This is a genomic window from Nonomuraea sp. NPDC049129 (assembly GCF_040648495.1).
Taxonomy (GTDB): Bacteria; Actinomycetota; Actinomycetes; order Streptosporangiales; family Streptosporangiaceae; genus Nonomuraea.
In genome coordinates this window covers 97,095-123,170 of the sequence record NZ_JBEZDU010000009.1, presented here as the reverse complement: position 1 = coordinate 123,170, position 26,076 = coordinate 97,095, and the positions used below count along the sequence as shown (strand labels likewise).

Sequence of the window (26,076 nt, the reverse complement as noted above, 5' to 3'; positions counted from 1 at the left end):
TGGGCCCTTGCGGCGGTGTCAGCGATGGCGGCCATGACCTTGTCATGCCTCGCCGTCCCGTCCTGGGGTGCGGCCCCCGGACGGGGAGCGCGGGCCGCCGGTCCTGAGCCCCAGGTGACCGAGGCCGAAGCGGCGCGGACTGCCAGGAAGTCGGGGCAGCCGGTGGAGGTCCTCGGCCTGCGCGGCGAGAGACGTGAGGTGCGGGCGCAACCACAGGGCGGGTTCGTCGCGGTCGAGCACCTGAAACCGGTCCGTACCTTGAAGGACGGCACGTGGGTCGGCATCGACACCACCCTGCGGAGGGATCCCGACGGGTCCATCCGGCCCGCGGCCACCACTGTCGATCTGCGGCTATCGGGCGGCGGCGACGCGCCCATGCTGTCGATGACCCGAGCGGGCCGCCGGATGTCGCTGTCGTGGCCCGGCCGCCTGCCCGCACCCGAACTCGACGGTGACACCGCGGTGTACCGGGGCGTGTTCGGGCCCGACGTCGACCTGCGGGTCCGGGCCACCGCGGACGGCGCGTCCCATGTGCTGGTGGTGAAGACGCCGGAAGCGGCGCGCGATCCCCGGCTGGCCAAGCTCCAGTTCGGGTTGTCGGCGCCGGACCTGCGGCTGGCGGCGGACACGCGAGGCGACCAATCGGCACTCGACCCGGTGACGGGCGCCGAGGTGTTCAGGGCGCCGCCGCCGAAGATGTGGGACTCGAGCGAGCCCGCCGGGGCATTGGCCGCCTCGGCGACGCCCGGGAACGGAGGGCTGCGCAGGCCGTCGGCGGCGGCGCCGGGGGACACCTCACGCGTCGCGGTGATGAAGACGAGCGCCGACGCCGGGCGCATGACGCTCGAGCCGGACCAGGGGCTGCTCACCTCCCCGGACGCGAAGTTCCCGATCTACATCGACCCCATGTGGTACGCGCCCGGCGAGTCCGCCAACCTGATGGTCTCCAGCGGAGGCTGGGAGGACTACACCTTCACCGAAGAGGGCATGGGGCGCTGCCCCATCAGCCTGCCCCCGGCCGGCGCCTACTGCGGCAGTTCCCATGTCAAGCGGCTGTTCTACCGGATGCCGACCAGCCGTTTCGCGGGCAAGCAGATCCTGTCGGCGGAGTTCTCGGTCAAGGAGACCTGGGCGCCGTCCTGTGACGGGCGATCGGTGCACATTTACCGGACCACCGCGTTCGGCAAGAACTCGACCTGGAATTCGACCTCCGACAACTGGGCGGACTACCTCACCTACCGGGACGTCGCCAAGGGCCATTCGAGCAGCTGCCCGGCGGGCGACGTGGTCTTCAACGTGGAGTCGGCCGTCAAGGAGGCCGCCAAGAAGGGCTGGTCGAGCACGACGTTCGGCCTGCGGGCCGGGCACGAGGACGACGAGTACGGCTGGAAGCGGTTCGACGGGGACGCGACTCTGCGCGTGTACTACAACAGCACCCCGCCGCAGCCGCAGATGAAGCAGCTGCACTCCAGCCCCGGCGGACCCTGCCCGGCCTACGGCCACACCACGCCGGTGAACCGGCTGCCGATGCTGTACGCCGACAACCTCACCGACCCCGACAACAGCGGCGCCGAGGGGGAGAAGCTCAACGCCGAGTTCCTGGTGTCGTGGAAGGACGCCGCCGGCACCGAGCACCAGTGGCGCACCACCACCCCCAAGAAGCAGTCGGCCAACGGCTCGCACCGTTCGTCGTTCTCGGCGCAGGTGCCTTCGGGCCTGATCCCGGTGAACACGGACTTCAACTACCAGGTGCGTGCCTACGACGGCGTGGCGTGGAGCCCGTGGAGCTCGGGCGGCGCCGCCACCAACTGCTACCTGCGCTACGACCCCACGGCGCCCCGCACCCCCGTGGTCGGCTCGCCCGAGTACCCGGAGCTGAACCCCGACGACCCGGACGTGAGCGCGCGCGACGGCGTCGGCCGCTACGGGTCGTTCACAATCACCTTCGACCCCGAGGTGGCCAAGTACGCCTACGCGCTCAACACCACCCCCGCCCCCGCCTCGGCGGTCAGCCGCGCCGCCAACCCGCAGACGGTCAGGGTGGTCCCGACGCATCCCGGCGTCAACACCCTGTACATCACCGTGTGGGACGCGGCGGGGAACTTCTCGGTCGGCGACTACCGGTTCTGGGTGAGCGAGGGCGCCCCGGAGAAGACACGATGGAAACTGGACGAACCCGCCGGCTCCACCACGCTCACAGGTGAGACCCCGGGGATCGCGGCCCGGTCCGGCGCCGGGGCCACCCTCGGCGCGGAGGGCAAGGCCGGCAACGGACTCAGCCTCGACGGCTACGCCGGTGGCTACGCCGCCACCGACCTCGCCGTCGCCGACACCGCGCAGAGCTTCACCGTCTCGGCATGGGTCCGGCTGCGCAAGAACGACGCCTTCTACAACGTTCTGGCGCAGGACGCTTCCGTTCAGAGCGGTTTCCAGCTCGGCGTGAATCCCGCCCCCGGTTCATGGGTGTTCAAGACCCCGGCGAACGACGTGAAGGGCGCAAGCGGTCCGTGGACGGGGGCGATCGCGCCCACGCCGCCGGAGCTGAACGTCTGGACCCACCTGACCGGCGTGTACGACGCGCCCGCCAAGATGCTCCGGCTGTACGTCAACGGCACCAAGGCGGCCGAGACCCCGGTCACCTCCGTACTCGATGCCAGGGGTGCGTTCCAGATCGGGCGCAGCCTGTACGACGGCGGGTACGCGAACAACTGGCCGGGCGACGTCGACGAGGTCGAGGTGTTCGCCGAGGCCCTGTCCGACGCCGACGCGGCGAGCCTGGCCGCCGGTTCCACACCGGAAGGCCGGAAGCTCGCGGCGCACTGGCGGCTGGAGGAGCCGGCGGGCAACGAGCGGGTCTACGGCGAGGGCGGCGGCCCCCTCTCCGCCACCGTGCGGGGCAGCGCCACTCTCGCGGTCCCCGGCCAGATCGGCACGGCCATGCAGCTCACCGGGCCCGGAGCGTACGCATCCACCGCGGGCCCGGTGCTGAACACGACCGGCAACTTCGCCATCGCGGCCTGGGTGAAGCTGCCGACCACCGCCGCCACGGACATGACGATCGTCAGCCAGGACGGCGCCAACCAGAGCGGCTTCTATCTCAAGTACCGGGCCGCCAACAAGAAGTGGGCGTTCATGCGGACGGCGGCCGACGTCACGGCTCCGACGACGCTCACCGCGTATTCGGCCGCCACGGCGGCGCTCGGCCAGTGGACTCACCTGGTCGGGGTCCAGGACGTCGTGGCCGGGAAACTCCGGATCTACGTCAACGGCGTCGAGAGCGGCTCCAACGACCTTCCACCGGTGTGGCAGGCCGGAGGCGGGCTGCAGATCGGCCGGTCCAAGTGGAACGGGGCAGCGGTCGACTACGTGACGGGCGCGATCGACGACGTGCGGGTCTACGACCGGATCGTCTCGGTCGAGGAGGCGCAGGACCTGTTCGCCGTCAAGTCCGACATCTTCGGCCGCTGGCGGCTCAACACCGCGACCGGCACCCCGGCGACCAGCCCCGACTCCGCGCCGGTGGCCGTCAAGCACCCGGTCACGCTGGCCGGCGCCGCGAAGATCACCACCGATCCCGCCCTGGCCGTCGTGACCCCGCCCGACGGCCAGGTGGCCGGAGCGCTCGACCTTCCCGGCGGCGACGGGGACTACGCCGCGGCCGACGGGGCGGTGGTGGACAGCGCCGAGAGCTTCACGGTGTCGGCGTGGGTGCAGACGGCGGGCACTCCCACCAGGTCCATGACCGTGCTCGGCCTCGCCGGCGCCACCAACAGCGCCGTGGCGGTGCGCTACGACGCGGCCAAGGGCCGCTACGTCCTGGACGTACCCAGCGTGGACGGGGCGGGCGCGACCACCGCGACGGTGGAGCACTCCAGCTTCCACCAGGGCGGCTTCGGCGACTGGGACCACCTGGCGGTCGTCTACGACGGCTTCAACAGCCGGATCACGCTGTACGTCAACGGCGTGCGGGAGGACGCCGCCGAGGCCCCGACGGTGTCGTACCGCGAGAACACCCGGGTCTTCGTCCCCATCACCTCAGTGCAACTCGGGCGGGCCAGAACCGGCGGCGCCTATCCAACGGGCCAGAACTGGCGCGGCCAGCTGGACGACGTCTGGGTGCTGCGCGGCGCGGCCACCGAGGAAGAGGTCGCCTACCTGGCCAACCCGACCGAGATCGACGAGCTCTAGCCGTGGAGGAAGTTGTGCGTAGCGGCAATGGCATGAAGCGCCGGCGGCGTTCTCCGCGCCTGGTCGCGACCGTGACGGCGCTCCTCGTTTGTGCGGGGCTGCTGGCGGCGGTGCCCGTCGAGGCTCCGCCGGTGGCGGCGGACGCCGCACGGCTGCTGCCCAAGCCGGCGGACCCCGACAAGACGGTGGCCGGGCACGAGGTGAAGGTCAAACCGCGCAAATTGGACGCGTCCGTGGCCCACCCGGCGCCCTCCGCCACCGTGACGTGGCCGAAGGCGGGGGTCGCCGAGGTCTCCCTGTCCGCCGCCGCGCCCGGCCTCCGTACGTCGGCCTCCACGGCTGCCGCGAAGGCGGGCACACTCCCGGTCTGGGTCGGTGCCGTCTCGCCCGCCGGTGCCGCCACCGCCTCGTCCGCCACCCCGGGCAAGGTGCGGGTGCGGATGCTGGACCGCGCGACAGGGCGGCGGGCCGGCGTCGACGGGGTGGTGTTCTCCGTCGAGCAGGCCGGTGCCGCGCCGATCCCCGGGAAGATGGCCGTGCGCCTGGACTACTCCGGGTTCGCCCGCGCGTACGGCGCCTCCTACGGCTCCCGCCTGCGGCTGGTACGGCTGCCCGCCTGCGCGCTCACCACCCCGGACGCCGCCGGCTGCCGTACGGCGACCCCGGTGGCCTCGGCCAACGACACCGAGCACCAGGCCGTGAGCGCGGAGGTGACGACCGCGTCGGCGGACGGCGCGGCGACGGTGCTGGCCGCCGCGGCGGCGCCCTCCAGCGGCAAGGGCGACTACAAGGCGACGTCGCTGTCGGCGTCGGCGACGTGGGGTGTCGGCCCTCAGTCCGGCGACTTCACCTGGTCGTACCCGATGCGGGTGCCGCCGGTGCCGGGCGGGCTGGCCCCGGAGGTCGGCCTGTCGTACTCCTCCTCGTCCATCGACGGCCGGACCTCCAACACCAACACCCAGCCGTCCTGGGCAGGCGACGGGTTCGACCTGTGGCCCGGTTACATCGAGCGGCGCTACAAGTCCTGCAAGGACGACGGCGTGCCGAAGAACACCACGCTCGACCTCTACCCCGGCGATCTGTGCTGGGGTTACGACAACGCCACGATGACGCTGAACGGCAAGGGCGGCGAGCTCATCCCCGCGGGCGGCGACAAGTGGCGGATGAAGAACGACGACGGCACCCGCATCGAGAAGCTGACCAGCGCCTCCCTCGACAACGGCGACAACGACGGGGAGTACTGGAAGGTCACCACCCCCGACGGCACCCAATACTTCTTCGGCCTGAACACGCTGGCCCTGGAGAACCCGCAGACCCAGTCGGCCTGGACCGTGCCGGTGTTCGGCGACGACGACGGCGAGCCGTGCCACAAGTCCGAGTTCAAGGACTCCTGGTGCCGGCAGGCGTGGCGGTGGAACCTCGACAAGGTCGTCGACCGAGACGGCAACGCCATCACCTACTTCTACAAGCAGGAGACGAACCACTACGGCCGCGACCTCAAGGCCGAGGACGAGACGTCGTACGTACGCGGCGGCTACCTCGACCACATCGACTACGGCCTGCGCTCCGACAACCTGTTCCCGGGCAAGGCTCCGGCACGGGTCAGCTTCGAGTCCTCCGAGCGGTGCCTGCGCTCCGCGGACGCCGACTGCGCGGTGGACAAGATCAAGGACCACCCGGAGTACTGGGAGGACGTGCCCTGGGACCTGCACTGCGACTCCGGACAGGAGTGCAAGGAGGACCACGGCAACCTCTCGCCCACGTTCTGGACCCGTAAACGACTGACCATGGTCAAGACCCAGGTCCTCAAGGCGGACGGCAGCGACTACCGCCCGGTGGACTACTGGGAGCTGAAGCACGCGTGGGGGATGGCCGACGTCGACCGGCAGTTGCTGCTGACGTCCATCGTCCACACCGGTCTCGCCGGACCGGACCCGGTCGAGCTGCCCCCCGTGTCGTTCGTCTACACACAGAAGCCGAACCGGGTGGACAAGCTCGGCGACGACCTCGGCCCGTTCGTGAAGGACCGGCTCGGCACGGTGTACAACGAGTTCGGCGGGGTCCTCGACATCAAGTACTCCGACGCGGACTGCACCACGAGCGACCTGCCGACCCCGCAGACCAACCGCCGTCGCTGCTTCCCCACGTACTGGACGAAGACCGACGGCGAGAGCGAGAACCCGACTCTCGACTGGTTCCACAAGTACGTGGTGACCGAGGCCGTCCAGACCGATCTGACCGGCGGGTCGCCGGACATGGTCACCAGGTACGACTACGGCGTCGGGCACCCCGCCTGGCACTTCGACGACGACGACGGCCTCACGCCCGAGAAGTACAAGACGTGGTCGCAGTGGCACGGCTACGACAAGGTACGGGTGATCAGCGCGGCCACCAGCGGCGCGCCCGGCCAGGTCGACCACTGGTACTTCCAGGGCATGGACGGCGACCGCCTGAACACCTCCGGCGGCGAGAAGGACGTCAAGGTCTCCGACGACGAGGGAGGCAGCTATCCCGACCACGAGTCCCTGCAGGGATTCGAGGTCCGCACCGTGACCTACGACAAGGCCGGCGGCAGTGTCGTGTCCAAGAGCGTCTCTTCGCCGTGGCACGCCCAGACCGCCTCCCGCACCCGCTCGTGGGGAACCGTCACCGCCAACCTGATCGGCACCAAGACCACCCGGAAGCTGACCGCGCTCGACGACGGGAGCTGGCGGGAGACCAAGGCCACCACCAACACCTTCGACACCACGACGGGCGCGCCGACGCAGGTCGACGACTTCGGCGATGTCACCACCGACGCCGACAACCGATGCACCACCACGACGCTTGCGGCGCAGAACACCACCGATTGGCTGGTCGGCTTCCCGGCGCAGGTGCGGACGGTGGCGGCGTCCTGCGGTCAGTCCGTGGACCTCAGCAAGCAGCTCATCTCCGACGGGCGCACCTACTACGACGGCGGGGCCTTCGGAGCGGCACCGACCAAGGGGCAGGTCACGGCGACCGACAAGGTCGCGGCCACCGGCACCACCAGCACCGTCGTGCGCTATGTGCCGGCCGCCAAGACCGCCTACGACGCCTACGGCAGGCCGAAGGCCGTGACAGTGGTCGACAACACCACGGCCACCCCCGTCGAGCGCACGACGACCACCGTCTACACCGAGAGCGGCGGCCTGACCACCAGGGCGACGGTCACGGGCCCGCCGGTCAAGAGCGGGGACGCCGGCTCGGCGATGACCACGATCACCGAGCTCGATCCCGCCTGGGGGAGTGCACTCAAGTCCACCGACGAGGGCGACAAGACGACGGTCTTCTCCTACGACGCCCTCGGCCGGGTGAGCAGGGTGTGGGCGCCGGGCCGCGACACCGACCAGCTCCCGAACCGGCAGTTCGGCTACCAGACGGTGGCCGGCCAGATCACCGCGATCTACACCAGGGAGCTCAACAACGACGGCGGCCAGGACACCGCGTACGAGCTGATGGACGGCTGGCTGCGGTCCCGCCAGACCCAGCAGCCCGGCCCGGACGGCGGCCGCCTGATCAGCGACACCTTCTACAACGCCCAGGGCAGCGTGGACCGGACCTACGCCACGTACTACGCCGACGACGCCCCCGGCGCGTCCCTGTTCGGCGTGGACACCCCGGGCCAGGTGGAGAGCCAGACCGCCTACACCTACGACGGGCTCGGCCGCGTCGTCGCCGAACGGCTGCTCGCGGGCAACAGCGACGCCGGGGAGAAGTGGCGCACCACCTACGCCTACGGCGGCGACTGGACGACCGTCACCCCGCCCGCCGGCGGTATCCCCACGACCACGGTGGTCGACGCCCTCGGCAGAAAGGTCGAGGTCCGCCAGCACAAGCCGGGCGGCTACGACTCGACCTCCTACAGCTACACGCCGAGGGGACAGCTGGCGTCGATCAAGGGGTACGGCGGCCACACCTGGACCTACGACTACGACCTGCGCGGTCGCCAGATCCAGGTGTCCGACCCCGACAAGGGTGTCACGAAGTACGCCTACGACGACCTCGACCAGGCCGTCCAGGCCGAGGACGCGCGCGGCAAGAAGATCGGCACCACCTACGACCCGATCGGCCGCCAGACCGCCCGCTACGACACGACGAGCGGCAGCCCCGGCACCAAGCTCGCCGAGTGGACCTACGACACGGTACGCAAGGGACAGCCGACCGCCTCCATCCGATACGAGAACGGCGCCGTCTACACCGAGGCGGTCAACTTCTACGACAACCAGAACCGGCCCACCCGCACGACCGTGACCCTGTCCGGCCTCCCCGCGGCCGAGTCAGCGCTCGCGCCGTCGGCCGGCTACCAGTTCAACACCGTCTACAACCTCGACGGCAGCGTGCAGTCGGTCAGCAGCCCGGCGGTCGGCGGGCTGCCGGCCGAGGTGGTCGCCACCACGTATGACGAGCTCAGCCGTGCGGTGAAGCTGACGAGCAACCTGGCGACGTACGTCATCGGGAGCGACTACAGCAAGACCAGCAAGCTGCTGGGCAGGCGGCTGTCCACCGGAGGCAAGCAGGTCGACCAGACCTACGGGTACGAGTTCGGCACCCAGCGGCTGAAGACCAGCACCACGGTCCACGCCGGCATGCCGGGCGTCGACCGCGACGCCACCTACGACTACGACGACGCGGGCGACATCACGCGGATCACCGACGTCTCCCGCGACGGCACCGACAACCAGTGCTTCCGCTACGACCACCTGAGGCGGCTCACCGACGCCTGGACCCAGGCGACCGACGGCTGTGTGACCGATCCCGGCTCGGCGACCCTGGGCGGCCCCGCGCCGTACCGGACCGCGTACACCTTCGACGCCTCCGGAAACCGCGCCACCGAGACGCAGTACGACACATCCAACAAGCTTGGCACCACGCGCACCTATGCCTACGCGGGTGGCACCGGCGTCGGTACCTCGTACAAGGGGCACCAACTCGCCACCGTCACCACCCAGACCGGGACAGGTGGGCGCACCGACAGCTACGCCTACGACGCCACCGGCAACACCACCAGGCGGACCACAGCCGCCGGCGACCAGACGCTCTCCTGGGACGTCGAAGGCCATCTCACCAAGGTCGCCGACGCGGGCACCGGTGAGACCAGCTTCGGCTACGACTCGGACGGCGACCGGCTGATCCGCCGCGACCCGACCGGGACCACGGTCTACCTCCCAGGGCTCGAGGTGCACCTCAACAAGGGAGCCACGACCACCCAGGCCACCCGCTACTACAGCCACGACGACGTGACCATCGCCATGCGCACCACCGCGGGGGTCACCTTCCTGTCGCCCGACCACCAGGGCACCGGGGAGGTGGCGATCGACGCGACGACCGGCGGGTTGAGCAAGCGGCGCTACACCCCGTTCGGCCAGCCACGCGGCATCGCCGCCGGCGTCTGGCCGGGGGAGAGGGGCTTCGTCGGCGGCACCGTCGACTCCAGCACATCCCTCACCCACCTCGGTGCTCGTGAGTACGACGCGGACATCGGCCGCTTCATCTCCGTCGACCCGCTGTTCAACCTCGGCTACCCGCAGAGCTGGGACGGCTACTCCTACGCGAACCAGACCCCCGTCACGCAGAGCGACCCCGACGGCCTCGACGGCCCGCTCCGCGGCAATCCGAACTGCTACTACGCCAACAAGGGATGCCCGCACTCGAACCCCGGAGGAGGCAACAACACCTCTGGCGGCAGCAGCGGTGGTGGCGGTGGTGGCCATAGCGGTGGTGGTGGTGGCGGTGGTGGCAACTGGTTCGTCAAGTACGTCCTCAAGCCGGCCTGGAACGGCTATGTAGGCGCTGAGATGTGGGGCTTGCAGAACCCTGTGATGAACCCCCTTTCCGGTCTCTTCAATCTGCCCGGAGCCGAAGACAAAATCGCGGGCTGGGTAGGAGCGGACACTCACTCCAACTGGTACAAGGCCGGCAAACTTGCGCCAGACATCGCCCTTGCCGTGATCAGCGTCGCAAGCCTGGCCAAATCCGCGATAAAGCTCGGGCTTGCCGGGCTGACCAGATACGCCGCGGCGAGGGCAGCGGGCATGGCGGGCCGCGAGATCGCCGGGGAGGTCCTCCGGAAAGGGGCGACCTCCGCCGCTCGCGGCGCGGGCAGGATCCGATCGGGCATAAAAGCCGCCGCCAGGGCGATCGGCCGAGGCTGTAAAGGCAACAGCTTCGTCCCCGGCACGAAGGTATTGATGGCGGACGGATCCGCCAAGCCGATCGAGCGTGTCGAGGTCGGCGATTGGGTCCTCGCCACTGACCCGGGCACCGGCGGTACACAAGCGAAACAGGTCACCGCTTTGATCGTCGGTGAGGGCGTCAAGCACCTCGTCAAGATCACCGTGGACATCGACGGCGACCGAGGCGATCGCACCGGTAGCGTCACCGCGACCGAAGGCCATCCGTTCTGGCTGGACGACCTGCGCGAGTGGCGTGACGCGGACCAGCTGCGGCCGGGCATGTGGCTCCGCACCAGTGCCGGCACCCACGTCCAGATCACCGCCGTCCAGAAGTGGACCGCCACCGAACGCGTTCACAACCTCACCGTCAACGACGCCCACACGTACCATGTGGTAGCTCGGAACACCCCGGTACTGGTACACAATGCGAACGGCTGGGAGGTACCAGACGATTACGTCATCGTTCGTGGCGGACAAAGCCCGATGCCAGGAACGGGAGAAGTGTTCTCAGGTTCGATGGGACAGTCGGTCGAAGAAGCAGGTGCCGGCGTTCCTCATGGAAGCCTTAGGGCAACCACCGCCGGCGACATCCGCGCCGCTGGAGGTACGGTCACCTACGCTCCCGAGCCGACCGCCAGCGGTGCGACGAACTACAATCACGTGAATGTCACGGTCGGTGAGGGAAATCCGTTCGGCGATGTGCAGCAAAATCCGGTTCCCAAGAAGGGCCGCTTGGCTCCTGAGGCCCTTGGGAAGCCTCGTTGCTGAAGGGCGCGGGTGCGATCGGCAACGGTATCCCTCATGACTGAAGGACTTTCCTGGGGGGCGGATGATCTTGTCGGCGGTCCCGTCGACAAGATTTTCGCCGCCCTCAGGAAAGCGTTCGCGGATATCGAGGTTGAGCGGATATCGAAAACCCATGCGGCCGACGACGACAACGTGTGGTTCATCAGGCGACGATCCGGGGCCATCGAACTGCAGCTCGATTCAATGCCTAATGGCGATCCCCCGTTCCTGCTGGAATCCGATTCCGGGCGAGCCGGCACGAGCAGCGTAGAAGAGGCGATCACGCTCTTGATCTCCTGGCTGTGGTAGGTGGTGCGATGAGCGCTAGCTCGAGCTTTCAAGGGCAAGATCTCGTTCGTATGAGGCAATGTGGATAAAGGCCTGTTCCTTCCCGGGGCGACGCCGGAAAATGTCCCGAGGTACGGCGAACCTTTCACCTCGATCAAGGGTCGAACATGATATGACTACCAGGAAGCAAGAAAAGAGCAGGAATCGCACACACGTCCGGCGAGTGCGACCTTCGGTGATGGGCGCCGTCGCCGCAAGAGTCGCGCTGACCGGCGTCGCCGCTATATTAGTGGCGGTCCTTACGTCGTTCTCGGCAACCGCCAGCGCGTCGTCCTCCGGAACAGCCAGTGCTTCCGGCAGCTCCATCAAAAACCGCTTCAGCGCCCTGTGCGTCGGCGTCGGCAGCAAGACCAAGAATTCAACTCCGGTGATCCAGTGGCGCTGTAACAAAGCGTCGGATGAGCTCTGGGACTGGGTATCGACCACGGATAGCCACGGACGCCGGGCGTTCTTCCTGCGGAACAACTACTCGAAGAAATGCATAGGCGTGGCGTCCAGCCTCAAAGACGGTGCCGGCGCCATCCAGTACACCTGCAACGGCGCCGTCGATGAGAAGTGGTGGTACAAAGACGGCGCCATAGTCAACGTCTACTCCGGTAAATGCCTCGGTGTGGCCTCGAGCCGCAACGCCGGCCAGCAGCTCATTCAGTGGCCCTGCTACCGAGACGCCCGCGACGAAAAATGGCGCCGTTGATGGGAAGTGGTGGTACAAAGACGGCGCCATGATCAACCTCTACTCCGGCAAACGCCTCTAGCAGCATTGCCTGCTAGCGACAGCATCCCCGCTAGCAGGCAAAAACCGGCCCTGACCAGGCTGATAGCAGGCAGATCGGAGAAGGGGCGGAAACCCGTTCAGGGGGCGGGTTCGATGCCGCCGACCGGCGGCGAACTGACCGCGCGTCGCGAGTCAGATTCCGCTCACCCGGGAGATGTGGCGGAGAGCCTGCTCCTCGGCGAACAGGCGCAGGAGATCGGGCATCTGGTAGCGACCCGGTTCGGGGGACTCCAGGAGGCGGGCGTCGAGGAGCCTGTCGAGTAGCTTCTCGGCCTGGTCGGGCGCTGTGCCCGAGATCGTGGCGGCGAGGGGGATCGTCACCTGGGGCGGACGGCAAAGGGCGAGGCGGCGGAGCAGACGGGTCAGTTCCTGCCCGCCGGGATCGCCCTCCAGGTCGCGCAGGCTGACGGCGAAGGCGGAGCGAAGGGACAGGTCGTCTATTTGCAGTTCGTCCAGGCGGTGCTGTTCGTTCTCCAGCTTGTCCGCCAGCCAGCCCAGAGGCCAGTGCGGGCGGGACGTCAGGCGGGCGGCGGCGATGCGCACGGCGAGGGGGAGGCCTTGGCAGGAGCCGACGATTCGCCGGGCCCCGTCGGTGTCGGCTCTGACGCGTTCCTCGCCCGCGAGGCTGCCGAGCATGGCCAGTGACTCCTGCTCAGACAGGGCGTTCAGGTGGTGGACGGCGCAGCCCAGGGTCGTCAGGGAGCGGCGGCCGGTCATGAGGACGCCGCAGCGCTCGCCGGGGAGCAGGGGTTCGACCTGGGCCGTGTCCACCGCGTTGTCGAGAAGCACCAGCAGGTCGCGGCCCGACGTGAGCGAACGGAACCGGGTCGCCGCCTCCGCCGGTTCCGCCGGCACATCCGCCGGCGCGACGCCGAGGGCCCGCAACATCCGGGCCAGGGCTTCGGTGGGCTGGAGGGGCGTCGCTTCTTCGCGGGATCCTTGCACGTCGACGTAGAGTTGTCCGCCGGGGAAGTGGTCGCGTAAGCGATGGGCCAGATGAATCGCCAGTGCCGACTTGCCCATGCCGCCGCCCCCGGTGATCACGACGGCACTCGACCCGCCGGGGTCGGTCATGAGTCGTTGCAAAGACGCCAGGTCCTGCTGCCGTCCGGCGAACGCCGGGACGTCCCGGGGCAGTTCCAGGGGCGGTTTCAGGGGCGGTGACGCCGAAGCTGGGCCGTCCTGGGTGGCGCTGGAAATGGCTGCGGGGCGGGCGGAGGCGCTCGCGCCGGGTAAGGATCTGCCCTCAAGGATGGCTTGGTGCAGTTCACGCAGTTCAGGGCCGGGCTCCAGGCCGAGTTCCGTCACGAGCGTCTGGCGTGCTCGGCGGTAGGAGTCCAGCGCGTCGGCGCGCCGGTCAGCCGCGTACAGAGCCCGCACGAGCTGTGCCCACAGGCCCTCCCGCAGCGGATGCTCCCTCGTCAAGCACTGGAGCTCGTGGATGAGCTCGGGCCCCCGGCCCTGCAGCAGGCCGGCCTCGATGCGGGCCTCGGCGGCGGTGAGCCGGCGTTCGCCCAGCCTGCTCACCTCGGCGGTCACCGCAGAGGTGGGCAGGGTGTCGGAGTACGGCTCGCCGCGCCACAGGGCGAGTGCCTGGGAGAGAAGCCGGTGGGCCTCCCCGGCGGCGCCCTTGACCAGCGCGGTGCGCCCCTGCGCGGTCAGGGCGTCGAAGCGGGCGACGTCGGTCTCGTCGGCGGCGCGGCGGATCTCGTAGCCGGAGGCCCGGGTGATGATCGTCTCGCCGCCGTCGTCGCCGAGTGCGCGCCGCAGTTGCAGGATGTAGCCCCGGAGCAGAGTGGCCGCCGTCGGCGGCGGCTTGGCCGGCCAGAGCTCGGCGATCATGCGTTCTGTGGTGATCGGCCGCCCCGCGCCGATCGTCAGCAGGGCCAGCAGGGTTCGGGGGCGCGGGCTGGGGATCGGCGCCCAGTCGCAACCGGTCCAGAACCGCATCGGCCCGAGCACCTGTAATCGCATATGGACCCCCGTCGCCTCCCCGATGCGGGCCCCCGCCGACACCAGGACGATCTCCACCTGCGGAGCGGAACGTGCCCCACACCGTCGTCGAGTTCGTGAAGGACGAACGCTGTCCCCGGTGCCTGGCCAGGTTGCCGCAATACGTCGGCACCATCCAGAGGTTTCCGCCTGAGTGCAAAACTCCAGCTCAAGGGGCCAAGCGACCGGACGTCCCAGGTGCGGGCGGGTGACGGGGCGGCCATAGGTGAGAGGCACCCCGAGTCCGGGGTGCCTCACCTGTTCAGCCGCTGGACCTCAGTAACCCAGCCGCTTCAGGTCGGGCTGCTCGAACGCCATCTGCGGAATGTCACCCCGGTAAGGACCCGTGATGACCGGCGGGACGAAGGTCTCCTTGATCGTACGGGCGTTCACCCAGCGGATCAGGTTGAAGATCGAGCCCGCCTTGTCGTTGGTGCCCGAGGCGCGGGCGCCGCCGAACGGCTGCTGGCCCACGACCGCGCCCGTCGGCTTGTCGTTGATGTAGAAGTTGCCCGCCGCGAAGCGCAGCCGCTCCGAGGCCGAGGCGATCGCGTAGCGGTCCTGGGCGATGATCGACCCGGTCAGCGCGTACGGCGAGACGCTCTCCATCTGGTCGAGCACCGCGTCGAAGTCGCCGTCCTCATACACGTGTACGCCCAGGATCGGCCCGAAGTACTCCTTGACGAAGATCTCGTCCGTGGGGTCGGCGCACTCGAGGATCGTCGGCTTGACGAAATAGCCGGTGGAGTCGTCGTACGAGCCGGTGAGCAGGTCGATGTTCGAGGCGCCGCGCGCTCGGTCGATGGCCGCCTTGTGCTTGGCGAAGGCCCGGTCGTCGATGACCGCGCCCATGAACGTCGACAGGTCGCCCGCCACGTCGCCCACGGTCAGCGACTCGGCCGCGGAGACGAAGTCGTCACGCATGCGCGACCAGACCGAGCGCGGCACGTACGCCCGCGACGCCGCCGAGCACTTCTGGCCCTGGTACTCGAAGGCCCCCCTGACCAGCGCGGTGGCGAGCACGGCCGGGTCGGCCGACGGGTGGGCCAGGACGAAGTCCTTGCCGCCGGTCTCGCCGACGAGACGCGGGTAGCCGCGGTAGGAGGCGATGTTCGCGCCGACGGTGCCCCACAGGTGCTGGAAGGTCGCCGTCGAGCCGGTGAAGTGGATGCCCGCCAGCTGCGGGTGCGTGAGCGCCACCTCGGAGACCGCCTGGCCGTTGCCGGTGACCATGTTGATCACGCCCGGCGGCAGGCCCGCCTCCTCCAGTAGGCGCATCGTGAAGTGCGCCGCGAACTGCTGCGTGGGCGAAGGCTTCCAGACGACGACATTTCCCATCAAAGCCGCCGACGTCGGCAAATTTCCGGCGATGGCGGTGAAGTTGAAGGGAGTGATCGCCAGCACGAAGCCCTCGAGCGCCCGGTACTCCATCCGGTTCCACACCCCGGGCGACGACGCCGGCTGGTCGGCGTACAGCTGCCGCGCGTAGGCCACGTTGAACCGGAGGAAGTCGATCAGCTCACAGGCCGAGTCGATCTCCGCCTGCTGCGCCGACTTCGACTGCCCGAGCATGGTCGCGGCGTTCAGCGTCGCCCGCCACGGCCCGGCCAGCAGGTCGGCCGCCTTGAGGAAGACCGCCGCCCGCTCGTCGAACGACAGCGCCCGCCAGGCCGGAGCCGCGCGCAGCGCGCTGTCGACGGCGTCCTGTACGTCCTGAGCCGTGGCGTCCTGAATGCGGCCGAGGACGGAGGCCTTGTTGTGCGGCTGCACCACGTCGATCGGCGCGCCGCCGCCCAGCCGCCGCTCGCCGTCGATCGTCATGGTCAGGTCGATCGAGGACCCGGACAGCTCCTTGATCCGGTTCTCCAGCGTCGTACGCTCCGGGCTGCCCGGCGCGTAGCCGTACACCCGCTCGTTGGCGGGAACGGGCACGTTGCTGATGGCGTCCATTTACTTACCCCCAAGGGCACGAAGGAAGAAGGCGATGTTGGCGGGCCGCTCGGCCAGGCGGCGCATGAAGTAGCCGTACCAGTCGTCGCCGTAGGGAACGTAGACGCGCACGGTGTGACCGGCCCCGGCGAGGTCCTCCTGCCGGTCGGTGCGGATTCCGTACAGCATCTGATACTCATAGGACCCGAGCCGGCGGCCGAAGCGGTCGGCGAGCAGCTCGGTGATCGAAATGATCCGGTCGTCGTGCGTCGCCACCATGGGGTACCCCTGCCCCGCCATGAGGGTTCGCAGGCATCGCACGTACGCCTTGTCGACCTCGCTTTTGCCCTGGTACGCGACCGAGGCGGGCTCCCGGTAGGCGCCCTTGACCAGGCGTACCCGCGAACCCTCGACCGCCAGCGCGCGGCAGTCGTCCGCGCTGCGGAACAGGTAGGCCTGGATCGCCACGCCGGTCGACGGGAAGTCCGCGCGCAGCTTGCGCAGGATCGCGAGCGTCGAGTCGACGGTCGTGTGATCCTCCATGTCGAGCGTCACGGTCGAGCCGTTGGCGTCGGCCGCGGCGCAGATCTCGCGGGCGTGCTCCAGCGCCATCGCGTCGTCGAGCCGCTGCCCGACGGCCGACAGCTTCACCGACACCTCGCCCCGGGGGCCGAGATCGAGCGGGCGCAGCGCGTCGAGCAGCGTGATGTACGCCTTCGCGGTGGCCGCCGCCGCGCTCGCGTCGCGGGTCTCCTCGCCGAGATGGTCGACGGTGACGGCGAGTTTGGCGTCGCGCAGCCGTTCGATGGCGGTCCGGGCCTCCTGAACGCTCTCACCGGCGACGAACCTGTCGACGACCTTGCGGGTGAGGGGGAAGCCGGATACCGAGCGGCGTACCAGCGCGCTCCGGGAGGTGGCGAGTAGCAGTTGACCCAGCATGTTCTCAGCCTAAAACCGCAGCTCACAACCGGGCCATCGACGCGCGTAACGCCACTTGTGGCAGGCTGTCATACAAATGCACAACTCGGCAGATCTACAGGAGACCGTCGACGAGCTCGCCCGCCTGCTGGGGGCGTCCGCGACGCTGGAGGACCGCTCGTTCCGCCTGCTGGCATATGGTGCGCAGCACGGCGACATCGACACCGTCCGCCAGGAATCGATCCTGCGCAGGCGCGCCACCGGCGAGGTCCGCGACTACTTCGAACGCTACGGCATCGCCCGCGCCCACGGCCCGGTCAGGATCCCCGCGGACGCCGACCTCAAGGTCCTGGCCAGGGTCTGCTGGCCGCTGCGCCACGGCGAGGTCACCTACGGCTACCTGTGGCTGCTCGACTCCGGCAGCCTCACCGAGGCGGCGCTGAGCCGGGCGGCCCCGCTCGTGGCCAGGGCCGCCGCCGCGCTCGCCCAGGAGGCCAGGAGCCGTCACGACCTCGGCCGCGGCCTGCGCGCGCTGCTCTCGGCCGACCCTGAGGAGCGGGCCGGCGCCTCCATCGAGGTACTCGGGCCCGTCACCGCGATCGCCGTGCGCGAGTCGGAGGAGCGTGTCGCCGCCCTCTGGACGCTGCCGCGCGGGGTGCTGGCCCGCGCCGGCTCGCCCGTCGCGCTGCTCGCCCCCGCGCACCTGGCCGCCGAGGTCGCCCAGACCCTGCAGAACGCGTACGGCACGGCGGCCGGCACCGGCGCCCCCCGGGCGGACCCGGCGGACGCCTGGCAGAGCTGGCGTGAGGCGCGGCAGGCGTTGCGCGTCGCCGAGCACTTCCCCCGCTTCGCGCCCGTCGCCCGGTGGGAGGACCTGGGCGTGCACCGGCTGCTGGCCCGGCTCGGCCAGAGCGACCTGCGCGAGCTGGCGGCCGAGACGGCGGCGCTGGACGCCGAGCTGGCGCACACCGTGGAGGTCTACCTGGACCACGGCGGCCACGCCCAGAAGACGGCCGCCGAGCTGGGCATCCACCGCCAGACGCTCTACTACCGGCTGGGCAAGGCCGAGCGGACGCTGCACCGGGACCTGTCGGAGGGAGACGACCGGCTGACCATCCACCTGGGCCTCAAGGCGGCCCGCCTCCTGGCGCCTTAGTCGGCGGGTCTTACAGGTGGCTGAGGGCGGAGGTGTCGCCGGGCCCGCCGCGTTCGGTCAGCCCCTTGGCGACCCGCTGCCGGTGAGCGTCGTCCTTGTGCCCGTCGTACTTGAACTTGCCGCGGATCTCCTCGATCGCTAGCCGGATCCCCTGGATGCCCGACAGCAGCCGCGGCATCCGGGCCGGATCGCCCTGCCCGGGTTCGAGGTCGGCGAGCTGCTCGCGCAGGATCTCCAGCTTGCCCTCGGCCTCCTTGACGATCTCGGCCCGGCAGATCAGCTGGACGGAGGAGTAGAACGTGGTCGGCACGCCCAGCTCCGGCTCGACACCGGGCTCGGCCCGCCACCGGCCCGGGATGTAGGCCCAGGGGCCCGCCACCGACATGACCACCTTGGGGTTCTCGTCGATCGCCGCCCAGATCGGATTCGGCCGGGCCAGGTGGAGGACGATCGTCCGCTCGTCCACGAGCAGGAACTGCGTCGGCACCACGACGGGCACCTCACGGCCGCGGCCCGCGGCTATCAGGTGCCCGAACTGGTTGTCCTTCACGTACGCCAGGGACTGCTCGTCGGTGCCCGCGTCCCAAGGGTGAATCAGCATAAAAGGAACTTTAAGCGCAGGCGAGTTCGTACACCCGCACCAGCTCCTGGCTGACCCGCTCCCACGAGTAACGCGAACGGGCGCGGTCGGCGCCCGCGTAGCCGAGCGCGGTGCGCAGCGTCGGGTCCGTCAGCAGCTCGCGGGCCAGGCGCGCGGTCCGCGCGGGGCGGTCCGGCGGCACCAGCAGGCCGGTGACGCCGTCGATGATCGAGTCGAGGTGCGCGCCCACGGCCGAGGCGATCACGGGTACACCGCAGGCCATGGCCTCCAGCGCGACGATCCCCGTCGTGGCCTCGCGTGGCACCGACACCACGGCGTCGGCACTGCGCATGAGCTTGGGTACCGCGGTCCGCTTGACCTGCCCGAGCAGGGTCACCCGGTCGGCCACGCCGAGCTGCTGGGCCAGGGCGCGCAGGCGGCGTACCTCCCGGTCGCCGTCGAGCAGGTCCGGCTCGGGGCCGCCCGCGAGCACCAGCTCGACGTCCTGGAGGCCCTGCAGCGCGCGGATGATCGTGGGGGCGCCGCGTTCGGGGGTGAGCGGGCCGAGGTGCAGCAGGCGCTTGCGGCTGCCGCGCGTGGCGACCGGGCCCTGGCGGTGGAAGCGCTCGGTGTCGACGCCGTACGGCACGATGGCGATGTTGTGGCGCGGCACGCCGAGCCGGATCAGCGCAGACTCCTCGTCACCGGAGCCGGCGATGACCGCTCTGGCGCTGCGGCCGAGCGCGCGCTCCAGCTTCAGGTGGGCCGCGTCGACGGTGTGGAAGGTCTGGGTGACCGGCACCCCCAGGCCGTTGGCGCCCGTGACGGCGGCGAGGCCGCCGGTCCAGGAGTGGGCGTGGATCACGTCCGGGCGTTCCTGGCTCCAGCGCCGGCTCAGATATTGGCCGACGTCCTTGAGGTACGGCATGACGTCGGCGGGGGCGAGATCGCGGGCCGGGCCCACCTCGATGTGCTCCATCATCACACCCGGGGCCACCCGCGTCCTGGCCTTGCCCTCGGCACTGTCACGACGGGAGTAGATGGTGACGTGGTGCTCGCGTCCCAGTTCACGCGCTACGGAGAGAATGTGGTGACGCTTGTTACCGGTAGCGGAAGCGACGATCGCGATATTCATGGCACACCTCAGCGTGAAAACAGCTTTCAAGGTGTGCCTGCGTCTTAGGCACGTCGTTCTTCCCCCGACCTTACCCAAAGATGGCTCAACCGCAAACCCCCGCAGAGCCGACACCACTTAGACGCCGCGCAGAGCCAGCACCACGATCTCGTCCCAAACCTGTCCGCCGGAGAACGCGTGCCGGTCCGCCTCGACCGCCTTCACGATGGTCGTAGGCGCCTGACCGGCGCATCTGCCCAGCACGTCGGCCAGCCGCTCCTCGCCGTACGGCTCGCCGACCTCGTTCCTGGAGGAGATCAGCCCCTCGGAGTAGAGCAGCAGCGTCTCACCCACCGCGACGGTCAGCTCCTCGGACTCGGTCTCGGCCTCCGGCGAGATGCCCAGCGGCACGCCGCCACCCGAGGCGAACCGGACGCTCCCGTCGGGCAGCAGCAGCGCGGCCGGATGATGCCCCGCGGACGACAGGCGGATCCTGCGGCCCCGTACGAACCCGGCCACGACCATCACGAACATGCCGGTCCCCTGCGTCACCAGGGCCTCGTTCACCTTGCGCAGCACCACGTCGGGATCGGACTCCCAGACGCTGAGCACCCGGACCCCGCCCCTGACCATCGCGCTGACCGACGCCGCCTCCTCGCCCTTGCCCGCGGCGCCGCCGAGGGCGAACGCCCAGCCGTCCGCGACGGGGAAGACGTCGTAGAACTCGGCGCCGACCGACGCGCCGGGATTGTAGATCGCGGCGGCCTCGTACCCGGGCACGTCCGGCAGGTTGCGCGGCGCGACGGTGGCCGACAGCGCGTCGGCGGCCCGCGAACGGCGCTGGAAGCTGCTCTGCGCGCGCACCGCCAGCCCGAGCTGGAGCCCGACCTCCTGCATGACCCCCAGGTCGGCCAGCGTGAACGGCGGCCGGTCGTGCGACCTGACCAGCGTGAGCACGCCGTCGCCCGGGCCGATGGGCACGCACAGCATCGAGCCGGCGCCCATCGCCGTCAGCAGCGGCCCGTCGGAGCAGAAGCCCAGCAGGGTTTCGTCGTCGACCATCTCGTGCACCACACCGGAACCGCGCTCCAGCACCTGGGTCACCACGTGGCTCGCGGCCGGCGGGGCGGACTCGATCTGGCGTACCAGGTCGCCCAGCGGGTGGTCCTTGGGCGCCACGACGGCCGCGCGGCGGGCCAGACCGTCGCGTACCACGTCCGCGATCACCCAGTCGGCCCAGCCGGCCGCCAGCAGCCGCGTCGCCCTGGGCAGCGCCACAGGCTGCCGCAGCGCCTCCTCGTCCAGCAGCAGCGTGGTCATCGTGGCCAGCAGGTCCTGGCGCTTGGCCGCCGCCAGCAGCAGCGCGCCGTCGGACTGCTCGGGCCGCCGCGCGCCCGGCTCGGGCAGCTGTACCTCGGTCGGCAGCGCCACGGCCGCCACCATCTGCTGCGGCTCGCCGGGCATCGTCAGCCTGGTCAGAGCCACCTGGACGGTATGGGTCCGGCCCTGGTGCGCCAGCCGCGACTCGAACGCGGCCGGCTGCCCGGTCTGCAGCACCGACATCAGGTGCGAACGGAACGCCGCCCGCCGCGACACGTCCACCAGCAGCGGGAACGACCGGCCGACCAGATAGCCGTCGGGGCTGCCCAGCATCCGCGAGGTCTCGGGGTTGATCCGCCGGACCACCCCGCCGCCGTCCAGCACGATCACCGGCACGGGGAAGGCCCGGTAGACCTGGCGCAGCAGCTTCAGCTCCCGCTGGCCCCCGTCCTTCTTGCCGCCCTGCCGCTTGGGCGCGTTGCGCAGCGCTTCACGCGCCTCGGCCAGCAACTCGGCGGCGGTGTCGAGCTCGGCGAGTGCCGCGTCTAGAGTCGGCGCAAGGTCGGAGGGGTAGGCCGCCCGCGCCTCGCGCAGGGAGGAAACACGTCCGGACAGAGCGTCCAGGGCGTGTTCGAGGCCGGGCATGGTCATTCTCTGACGCTACGCCACGCTGGATAATGCTAGCTATAAGGGGTAGGGCTTGCTTGCTATGAAATCAACGGCGATGATCACCCCCGGACTTGCCCGTGACCTGGCGACTCTCGGGCGGCTGGGCGAAGACAACTCAACGGAAAGTGTGCTGCGCGGTCTGACCACCGCGCTGGCCGACGGAGTCCCCGGTTGCTCGGGCGGTTCCGCCGAGCACTGGCGGGACCAGCGGGTGCTGGTGTCGGGCTCGCACAGCGAGCTCATCATGCTGGTCGAAGGCGAACGCGACATCGGCGAGGGCCCGTCGACCGACGCCAGGCTGGCCGGCGGCCGGGTGGTCGTGACGGACGTGCTCAGCGACTCGCGCTGGCCGCGCTACGCCCCGCTCGCCGCCCGCTGGGGGGTGCGCTCGGTGCTCACCGTGCCCATCCGGCTCGACCCTGTCCTGCTGGTCATCGGCCTCTATTCGGTACGGCCGGCCGCCTTCTCCCCGCAGGCCGCCCAGGCGCTGGCCGACATGCTGACCGAGCAGGTGGGCGTGGCCATGGCCAACCTGTGGGACTTCGAGGAAGCACGTACGGACGCCGCCCAGCTCCAGGAGGCCCTGGCCGGCCGCTCGGTGATCGACCAGGCCAAGGGCATCATCATGAAGACCAGCGGGTGCTCGTCCGAGGCGGCCTTCGAGGAACTGCGCCGGATCTCACAGCACCACCAGGTCAAGGTGGCGGACCTGGCCAGGCTCCTGGTCGACGAGCACCAGAAAAAGTCCCGCCGCTAGTGGCCCTAGGGGAATGTGCTCAGCCAATGGCGGCCAAGGCGTCGTCGAGCGTGTCGTACAGCGGCAGCCGCTGCGCGAGCCCGGTGATCCACATGACCTTTGACTTTGAATATTCCACGCCGACCAGGGCAAACCTGGCACCCGACGCCAAGCTGGTCTGCCAATGGTGGACGATCAGGCCGAGCGCGCGCGAGTCCATGAACGTCACTCCGGCCAGGTCCAGGATCAGCTCGGAACCCGCCAGAGAGAGGTAGTCGGCGAACTGCTCGCGCGTCGTGGCGTCGAGCACGCCATCGACCTTGATCACCGTGATCTCGTCCACGGTCGACGACGTAAGGCTCAGGGCCGTCACCGCCCCTTCGCCGTTCTCCGGCATTGTCACGGGGCAACCCTACTGTCACCGCACGAAGGAGGAATACTTCTGCGGTGAGGGGGGACACTGGATCCGAAGTCCAGCAGAGGGCTTCCGTCTCGGATGTAGAGCGAGGCATGCCTCTGCATGGGCTTTTTTCGCAGGTGGAGGCGGCCCTGCGATCCATATGAGGAGCAGCCATGGCTGTGCGGGAATTCGTCCTCGAGGAGTTGACCGCCGAAGAGTTGCTGGCCGAAATGGCCGGCGAAGCCACTACCGACAGTCACCGCGAACGCCTGAGGGAGCGCATCGTCGAGATGCACCGCTCGCTCGCCATGGAGATCGCCAGACGCTACCGCTACCGCGGCGAGCCTCTGGAGGATCTTCTGCAGGCCGCGTACGTCGGCCTCATGAAGGCCGTCAACGGCTTCGACCCCACTCTCGGCCATGCCTTCAGGGGCTACGCCGTCGTCACGATGACCGGCGAGGTCAAGCGCCACTTCCGCGACCGTACCTGGGCCATCCGGGTGCCGCGGCTCTACCAGGAACGCCGCTCCGAGCTGAACCGGCTCGTCGCCGACCTCAGCCAGGACCTGGGACGCTCCCCGACCGTGGCCGAACTGGCCGCGAAGATGAACATCAGCGAGGAGGACGTCCTGCTCACGCTCGACGCCTCGGCCGCCTACAGCACGCTGTCGCTCGACGCGCCGCTCGGAACCGAGGACGACGCCGCCTCTCTCGGCGACATCATCCCGGAGGACGACGATACGTTGGGCAAGATGGTCGACCGGCAGGCCGTCAAGCCGCTGATCGACGCACTGCCGTCGCGTGAGAAGCACATCCTGCTGCTTCGCTTCTTTGGGAACATGACTCAAGCCGAAATAGCGGCAGAGTTCGGCATCTCGCAGATGCATGTATCGCGAATCCTCCGTAAAGTGCTGGACCAGCTACGTAGTGAGCTAGTCAGCTGATTAAGGCGGTTACCGGGTGAACGAGGATGTCGATCCTCAGGCGGGCTCCATCAGCCCGCCACCGGGCGCGCCGGTGAAAAAGCTGAGCTTCCGGTTGCCGGACCTCCCGCGGGTGCGCCAGTTCGCCGCGTCCGAGGCCCGCGAGGTGGGCATGGCGGAGGAGGCGGTGGGCGATTTCGTCATCGCCGTCAACGAGGTGGCCACCAACGCCGTCACCCACGGCACGGTCGACGCCCAGCTCCGCACCTGGGTCCACGACGGCGAACTGGTGGTCGAGGTACACGACGAGGGCACCTGGAAGCCCGGCCCGATGCCCGGCTCGGTCGGCGGGATGGGTCTCTGGGTGGCCCGCCTGCTCTCCTCGGACCTGTCGCTGCGGGTGGGCGGCGAGGGCAGCACGGTCACCATGCGCTTCCCCAGCAAGACCTGATTTCACCAGACATGAATCGACATGTGCGCGCGACGCCTCGTGATCATCTCGTGATCATCGAGTGCGCCGCGCGCTGTCGTGCTGTGTCCGCTGTCGGCGTTTGTTATCGGCGGGTACGGCCTCGCCAGCCGCCGTAGCTCTTGACGCTGGCCGTGCCGATGCCCGCCTGGTGCAGCGCCAGCAGGGTGAGGCCGAGCAGCATGAACGTCGTGCCGGAGATCCCTGACCCGATGCTCACATTCAGCAGGTCGAGCAGGAAGCCCAGGCCGAAAATGATCGCCGCGACTATCGCCAGCATGTCCCGTTACCTCGTTCCGTAGGCCGTATCGGTTGCGTGGCTCGTCTCATGGCCGGTTGCGGGACCGGTCGCGTGGCCTGCTTCGTGGCCTGCTTCGTGGCCTGAAAGGGTGAGCAGCCGCTCCAGCACGACCCGGTAGTCGCGCAGGGCCAGCCGCAGCTGCTCGGTGTCGTCAGCGCCCTTCCAGCGGTCGCGCAGCTCGCCCGTACGAGCCGTAAGACCGCTGGTGATCGCCTCGACGACCTCTTCGACCAGTCCTTCGGCCCGCTGGACGGCGTCACTGGGGTCGTCCACGAACGAGGTCTGCAGCTCGCGCCAGCGACCCTGCACTTCGGCCGGGTCCTGGTCGAACAGGACGACGGACTGAGGGGCGGCGTGGGCCGGCGCGCTCTCCACCACCATGGGCTCGCCGGGCACGTCGTCGGTGTACTCGGGCTCGTCGCGCACCGGGTCCGGGCTCAGACCCGGCTCGGGCTCGGCCAGCATGTCGCCGCCCATCGGGGCGTACGGCTCGTGATGGCGAGCCCCATTCCCCTCGTCGTTCTCTTCGTTCTCTTCGTTGACGATCGCCCGCGACCGCTCGTCACGGACGCCGTCTTCCTTGCTGAGGTCGGTAGTGGGGGTGTCGTTCGCGCGGAAGTCGTCCCTGGGGGCGTCATCGTCATCGGTCTGGTCCGCCCGTTGCGACGGCACTTTCAGCTCGTCGCTCGTCATATCGGTCACCGTCCTCGCGTGGTCTCTTGTAGGAGCTCTTCGAAGAGCGCGCGGTAGTGCACCATCGCCTGACGGAGATCCTCGGTAGAGGCCTCCTTCCTGGCGGCGCGCCCGCTGATCTCGTGGGCCGCCCGGTAGTGGTCCAGGGTGGCACCGTGCCCGACGGACAGATCGGACACCCGCTGCTCGAAGTCATCCGTGGGGTAGCCTCGCTCCGCCATGACCGCCGCCACCAGCTGGTCGGCCTCGGATACCGCGAACCCGGGGGCGTCGACGAAGCGCTCCTGCACCTCGTTCCACCGGGTGGCGTAGCTGTCACGTGACTCCTCCGGCAGGGGCCGGATGTCCAGCTCGGAGTGGCGCTGCTCACGGGCGAGCAACTCCTGCTCCGCGTCGCGTCTGCTGTCGTGCTCCGCCATCAGGCGTTCGTACTCGGGGCCGAAACGTGCGCGGAGGCGGCTGCGGCGCTGCTGCTGCAACACCACGTAGCCGACTGCGGCGAGGGCCACCACCGCGACCACGACGACGACCACCCAGATCAAGGTGGACATAATGTTCGCCTCCGGTCTCTAACGTCGAGACCAG

The 26,076-nt window shown here is 69.5% G+C and carries 18 protein-coding genes; 8 read left to right on the top strand and 10 right to left on the bottom strand.

Annotated features, from left to right (window positions below):
- Window positions 1–24: 24 nt before the first annotated feature.
- The 4 genes from AB0B64_RS28315 to AB0B64_RS28300 all read left to right on the top strand — a co-directional run bounded on the left by AB0B64_RS28315 (window position 25) and on the right by AB0B64_RS28300 (window position 12,210).
- Window positions 25–4,188 (top strand): LamG-like jellyroll fold domain-containing protein, encoded by a 4,164-nt coding sequence (locus AB0B64_RS28315; protein WP_358180849.1) that lies wholly within the window; start codon window positions 25–27, stop codon window positions 4,186–4,188.
- Between the two features lie 14 nt (window positions 4,189–4,202).
- Window positions 4,203–11,150, top strand: a complete 6,948-nt coding sequence (locus AB0B64_RS28310; RefSeq protein WP_358180846.1) for a polymorphic toxin-type HINT domain-containing protein — start codon at window positions 4,203–4,205, stop codon at window positions 11,148–11,150.
- 33 nt (window positions 11,151–11,183) lie between these two features.
- Window positions 11,184–11,477: a hypothetical protein gene (locus AB0B64_RS28305; protein ID WP_357945804.1), complete on the top strand. Its 294-nt coding sequence runs from the start codon at window positions 11,184–11,186 to the stop codon at window positions 11,475–11,477.
- 217 nt (window positions 11,478–11,694) lie between these two features.
- The gene (locus tag AB0B64_RS28300; protein WP_357945807.1) at window positions 11,695–12,210 is read left to right on the top strand and encodes an RICIN domain-containing protein; all 516 of its coding nucleotides are present in this window, start codon (window positions 11,695–11,697) and stop codon (window positions 12,208–12,210) included.
- A 213-nt stretch (window positions 12,211–12,423) separates the two neighbouring features.
- Here the strand turns inward: AB0B64_RS28300 and AB0B64_RS28295 are convergent, their stop codons facing one another.
- The 3 genes from AB0B64_RS28295 to AB0B64_RS28285 all read right to left on the bottom strand — a co-directional run bounded on the left by AB0B64_RS28295 (window position 12,424) and on the right by AB0B64_RS28285 (window position 17,151).
- The gene (locus AB0B64_RS28295) at window positions 12,424–14,322 is read right to left on the bottom strand and encodes a BTAD domain-containing putative transcriptional regulator (RefSeq protein ID WP_358180843.1); all 1,899 of its coding nucleotides are present in this window, start codon (window positions 14,320–14,322) and stop codon (window positions 12,424–12,426) included.
- Window positions 14,323–14,559: 237 nt separating this feature from the next.
- Complete coding sequence (gene pruA / locus AB0B64_RS28290; protein ID WP_357945813.1) at window positions 14,560–16,233, bottom strand: L-glutamate gamma-semialdehyde dehydrogenase; 1,674 nt, start codon at window positions 16,231–16,233, stop codon at window positions 14,560–14,562.
- Entirely contained in the window at window positions 16,234–17,151 is a 918-nt protein-coding gene (locus AB0B64_RS28285; protein ID WP_357945815.1) for a proline dehydrogenase family protein, read from the bottom strand. It lies immediately after the preceding gene.
- Window positions 17,152–17,227: 76 nt separating this feature from the next.
- Here AB0B64_RS28285 and AB0B64_RS28280 point away from each other — a divergent pair, with 76 nt between their 5' ends.
- Window positions 17,228–18,286: a helix-turn-helix domain-containing protein gene (locus tag AB0B64_RS28280; RefSeq protein WP_357945817.1), complete on the top strand. Its 1,059-nt coding sequence runs from the start codon at window positions 17,228–17,230 to the stop codon at window positions 18,284–18,286.
- Between the two features lie 10 nt (window positions 18,287–18,296).
- Here the strand turns inward: AB0B64_RS28280 and AB0B64_RS28275 are convergent, their stop codons facing one another.
- From AB0B64_RS28275 to AB0B64_RS28265, 3 genes are all read right to left on the bottom strand, one after another.
- On the bottom strand, window positions 18,297–18,887 hold the full coding sequence (locus tag AB0B64_RS28275) for an FMN-binding negative transcriptional regulator (protein ID WP_357945820.1): 591 nt from the start codon (window positions 18,885–18,887) through the stop codon (window positions 18,297–18,299).
- A 10-nt stretch (window positions 18,888–18,897) separates the two neighbouring features.
- On the bottom strand, window positions 18,898–20,001 hold the full coding sequence (locus AB0B64_RS28270; protein ID WP_357945823.1) for a glycosyltransferase: 1,104 nt from the start codon (window positions 19,999–20,001) through the stop codon (window positions 18,898–18,900).
- Between the two features lie 117 nt (window positions 20,002–20,118).
- Entirely contained in the window at window positions 20,119–21,951 is a 1,833-nt protein-coding gene (locus AB0B64_RS28265; RefSeq protein ID WP_357945825.1) for a SpoIIE family protein phosphatase, read from the bottom strand.
- Window positions 21,952–22,024: 73 nt separating this feature from the next.
- Between AB0B64_RS28265 and AB0B64_RS28260 the strand changes: the two genes are divergently transcribed.
- Window positions 22,025–22,726: a GAF and ANTAR domain-containing protein gene (locus AB0B64_RS28260; protein WP_357945827.1), complete on the top strand. Its 702-nt coding sequence runs from the start codon at window positions 22,025–22,027 to the stop codon at window positions 22,724–22,726.
- A 19-nt stretch (window positions 22,727–22,745) separates the two neighbouring features.
- On the opposite strand, the gene AB0B64_RS28255 is transcribed toward AB0B64_RS28260, so the two are convergent.
- Window positions 22,746–23,102: an STAS domain-containing protein gene (locus AB0B64_RS28255; RefSeq protein WP_357946367.1), complete on the bottom strand. Its 357-nt coding sequence runs from the start codon at window positions 23,100–23,102 to the stop codon at window positions 22,746–22,748.
- A 176-nt stretch (window positions 23,103–23,278) separates the two neighbouring features.
- On the opposite strand from AB0B64_RS28255, the gene AB0B64_RS28250 reads away from it, so the two are divergent.
- Window positions 23,279–24,049 (top strand): SigB/SigF/SigG family RNA polymerase sigma factor, encoded by a 771-nt coding sequence (locus tag AB0B64_RS28250; RefSeq protein WP_358180840.1) that lies wholly within the window; start codon window positions 23,279–23,281, stop codon window positions 24,047–24,049.
- 16 nt (window positions 24,050–24,065) lie between these two features.
- Window positions 24,066–24,479, top strand: a complete 414-nt coding sequence (locus AB0B64_RS28245) for an ATP-binding protein (RefSeq protein ID WP_357945833.1) — start codon at window positions 24,066–24,068, stop codon at window positions 24,477–24,479.
- Window positions 24,480–24,582: 103 nt separating this feature from the next.
- Here the strand turns inward: AB0B64_RS28245 and AB0B64_RS28240 are convergent, their stop codons facing one another.
- Genes AB0B64_RS28240 through AB0B64_RS28230 form a run of 3 tightly spaced genes read right to left on the bottom strand, consistent with a single transcriptional unit; the run spans window position 24,583 to window position 26,042 of the window.
- Window positions 24,583–24,777, bottom strand: coding sequence for a hypothetical protein (locus AB0B64_RS28240; RefSeq protein WP_219538302.1), 195 nt, complete (start codon window positions 24,775–24,777; stop codon window positions 24,583–24,585).
- 6 nt (window positions 24,778–24,783) lie between these two features.
- Window positions 24,784–25,491, bottom strand: coding sequence for a hypothetical protein (locus tag AB0B64_RS28235; protein ID WP_358180837.1), 708 nt, complete (start codon window positions 25,489–25,491; stop codon window positions 24,784–24,786).
- A 5-nt stretch (window positions 25,492–25,496) separates the two neighbouring features.
- Window positions 25,497–26,042 (bottom strand): hypothetical protein, encoded by a 546-nt coding sequence (locus tag AB0B64_RS28230; RefSeq protein WP_357945838.1) that lies wholly within the window; start codon window positions 26,040–26,042, stop codon window positions 25,497–25,499.
- Between the last annotated feature and the right edge of the window lie 34 nt (window positions 26,043–26,076).

What these genes read in the sequence shown, in the direction of transcription:
- AB0B64_RS28315 (WP_358180849.1), top strand. Translation starts at nt 25, where the DNA reads ATGGCGGCCATGACCTTGTCATGCCTCGCCGTCCCGTCCTGGGGTGCG.
- AB0B64_RS28305 (WP_357945804.1), top strand. Translation starts at nt 11,184, where the DNA reads ATGACTGAAGGACTTTCCTGGGGGGCGGATGATCTTGTCGGCGGTCCC.
- AB0B64_RS28300 (WP_357945807.1), top strand. Translation starts at nt 11,695, where the DNA reads ATGGGCGCCGTCGCCGCAAGAGTCGCGCTGACCGGCGTCGCCGCTATA.
- pruA (WP_357945813.1), bottom strand. Translation starts at nt 16,233, where the DNA reads ATGGACGCCATCAGCAACGTGCCCGTTCCCGCCAACGAGCGGGTGTAC.
- AB0B64_RS28285 (WP_357945815.1), bottom strand. Translation starts at nt 17,151, where the DNA reads ATGCTGGGTCAACTGCTACTCGCCACCTCCCGGAGCGCGCTGGTACGC.
- AB0B64_RS28280 (WP_357945817.1), top strand. Translation starts at nt 17,228, where the DNA reads ATGCACAACTCGGCAGATCTACAGGAGACCGTCGACGAGCTCGCCCGC.
- AB0B64_RS28275 (WP_357945820.1), bottom strand. Translation starts at nt 18,887, where the DNA reads ATGCTGATTCACCCTTGGGACGCGGGCACCGACGAGCAGTCCCTGGCG.
- AB0B64_RS28270 (WP_357945823.1), bottom strand. Translation starts at nt 20,001, where the DNA reads ATGAATATCGCGATCGTCGCTTCCGCTACCGGTAACAAGCGTCACCAC.
- AB0B64_RS28265 (WP_357945825.1), bottom strand. Translation starts at nt 21,951, where the DNA reads ATGACCATGCCCGGCCTCGAACACGCCCTGGACGCTCTGTCCGGACGT.
- AB0B64_RS28260 (WP_357945827.1), top strand. Translation starts at nt 22,025, where the DNA reads ATGATCACCCCCGGACTTGCCCGTGACCTGGCGACTCTCGGGCGGCTG.
- AB0B64_RS28255 (WP_357946367.1), bottom strand. Translation starts at nt 23,102, where the DNA reads ATGCCGGAGAACGGCGAAGGGGCGGTGACGGCCCTGAGCCTTACGTCG.
- AB0B64_RS28250 (WP_358180840.1), top strand. Translation starts at nt 23,279, where the DNA reads ATGGCTGTGCGGGAATTCGTCCTCGAGGAGTTGACCGCCGAAGAGTTG.
- AB0B64_RS28240 (WP_219538302.1), bottom strand. Translation starts at nt 24,777, where the DNA reads ATGCTGGCGATAGTCGCGGCGATCATTTTCGGCCTGGGCTTCCTGCTC.
- AB0B64_RS28235 (WP_358180837.1), bottom strand. Translation starts at nt 25,491, where the DNA reads ATGACGAGCGACGAGCTGAAAGTGCCGTCGCAACGGGCGGACCAGACC.
- AB0B64_RS28230 (WP_357945838.1), bottom strand. Translation starts at nt 26,042, where the DNA reads ATGTCCACCTTGATCTGGGTGGTCGTCGTCGTGGTCGCGGTGGTGGCC.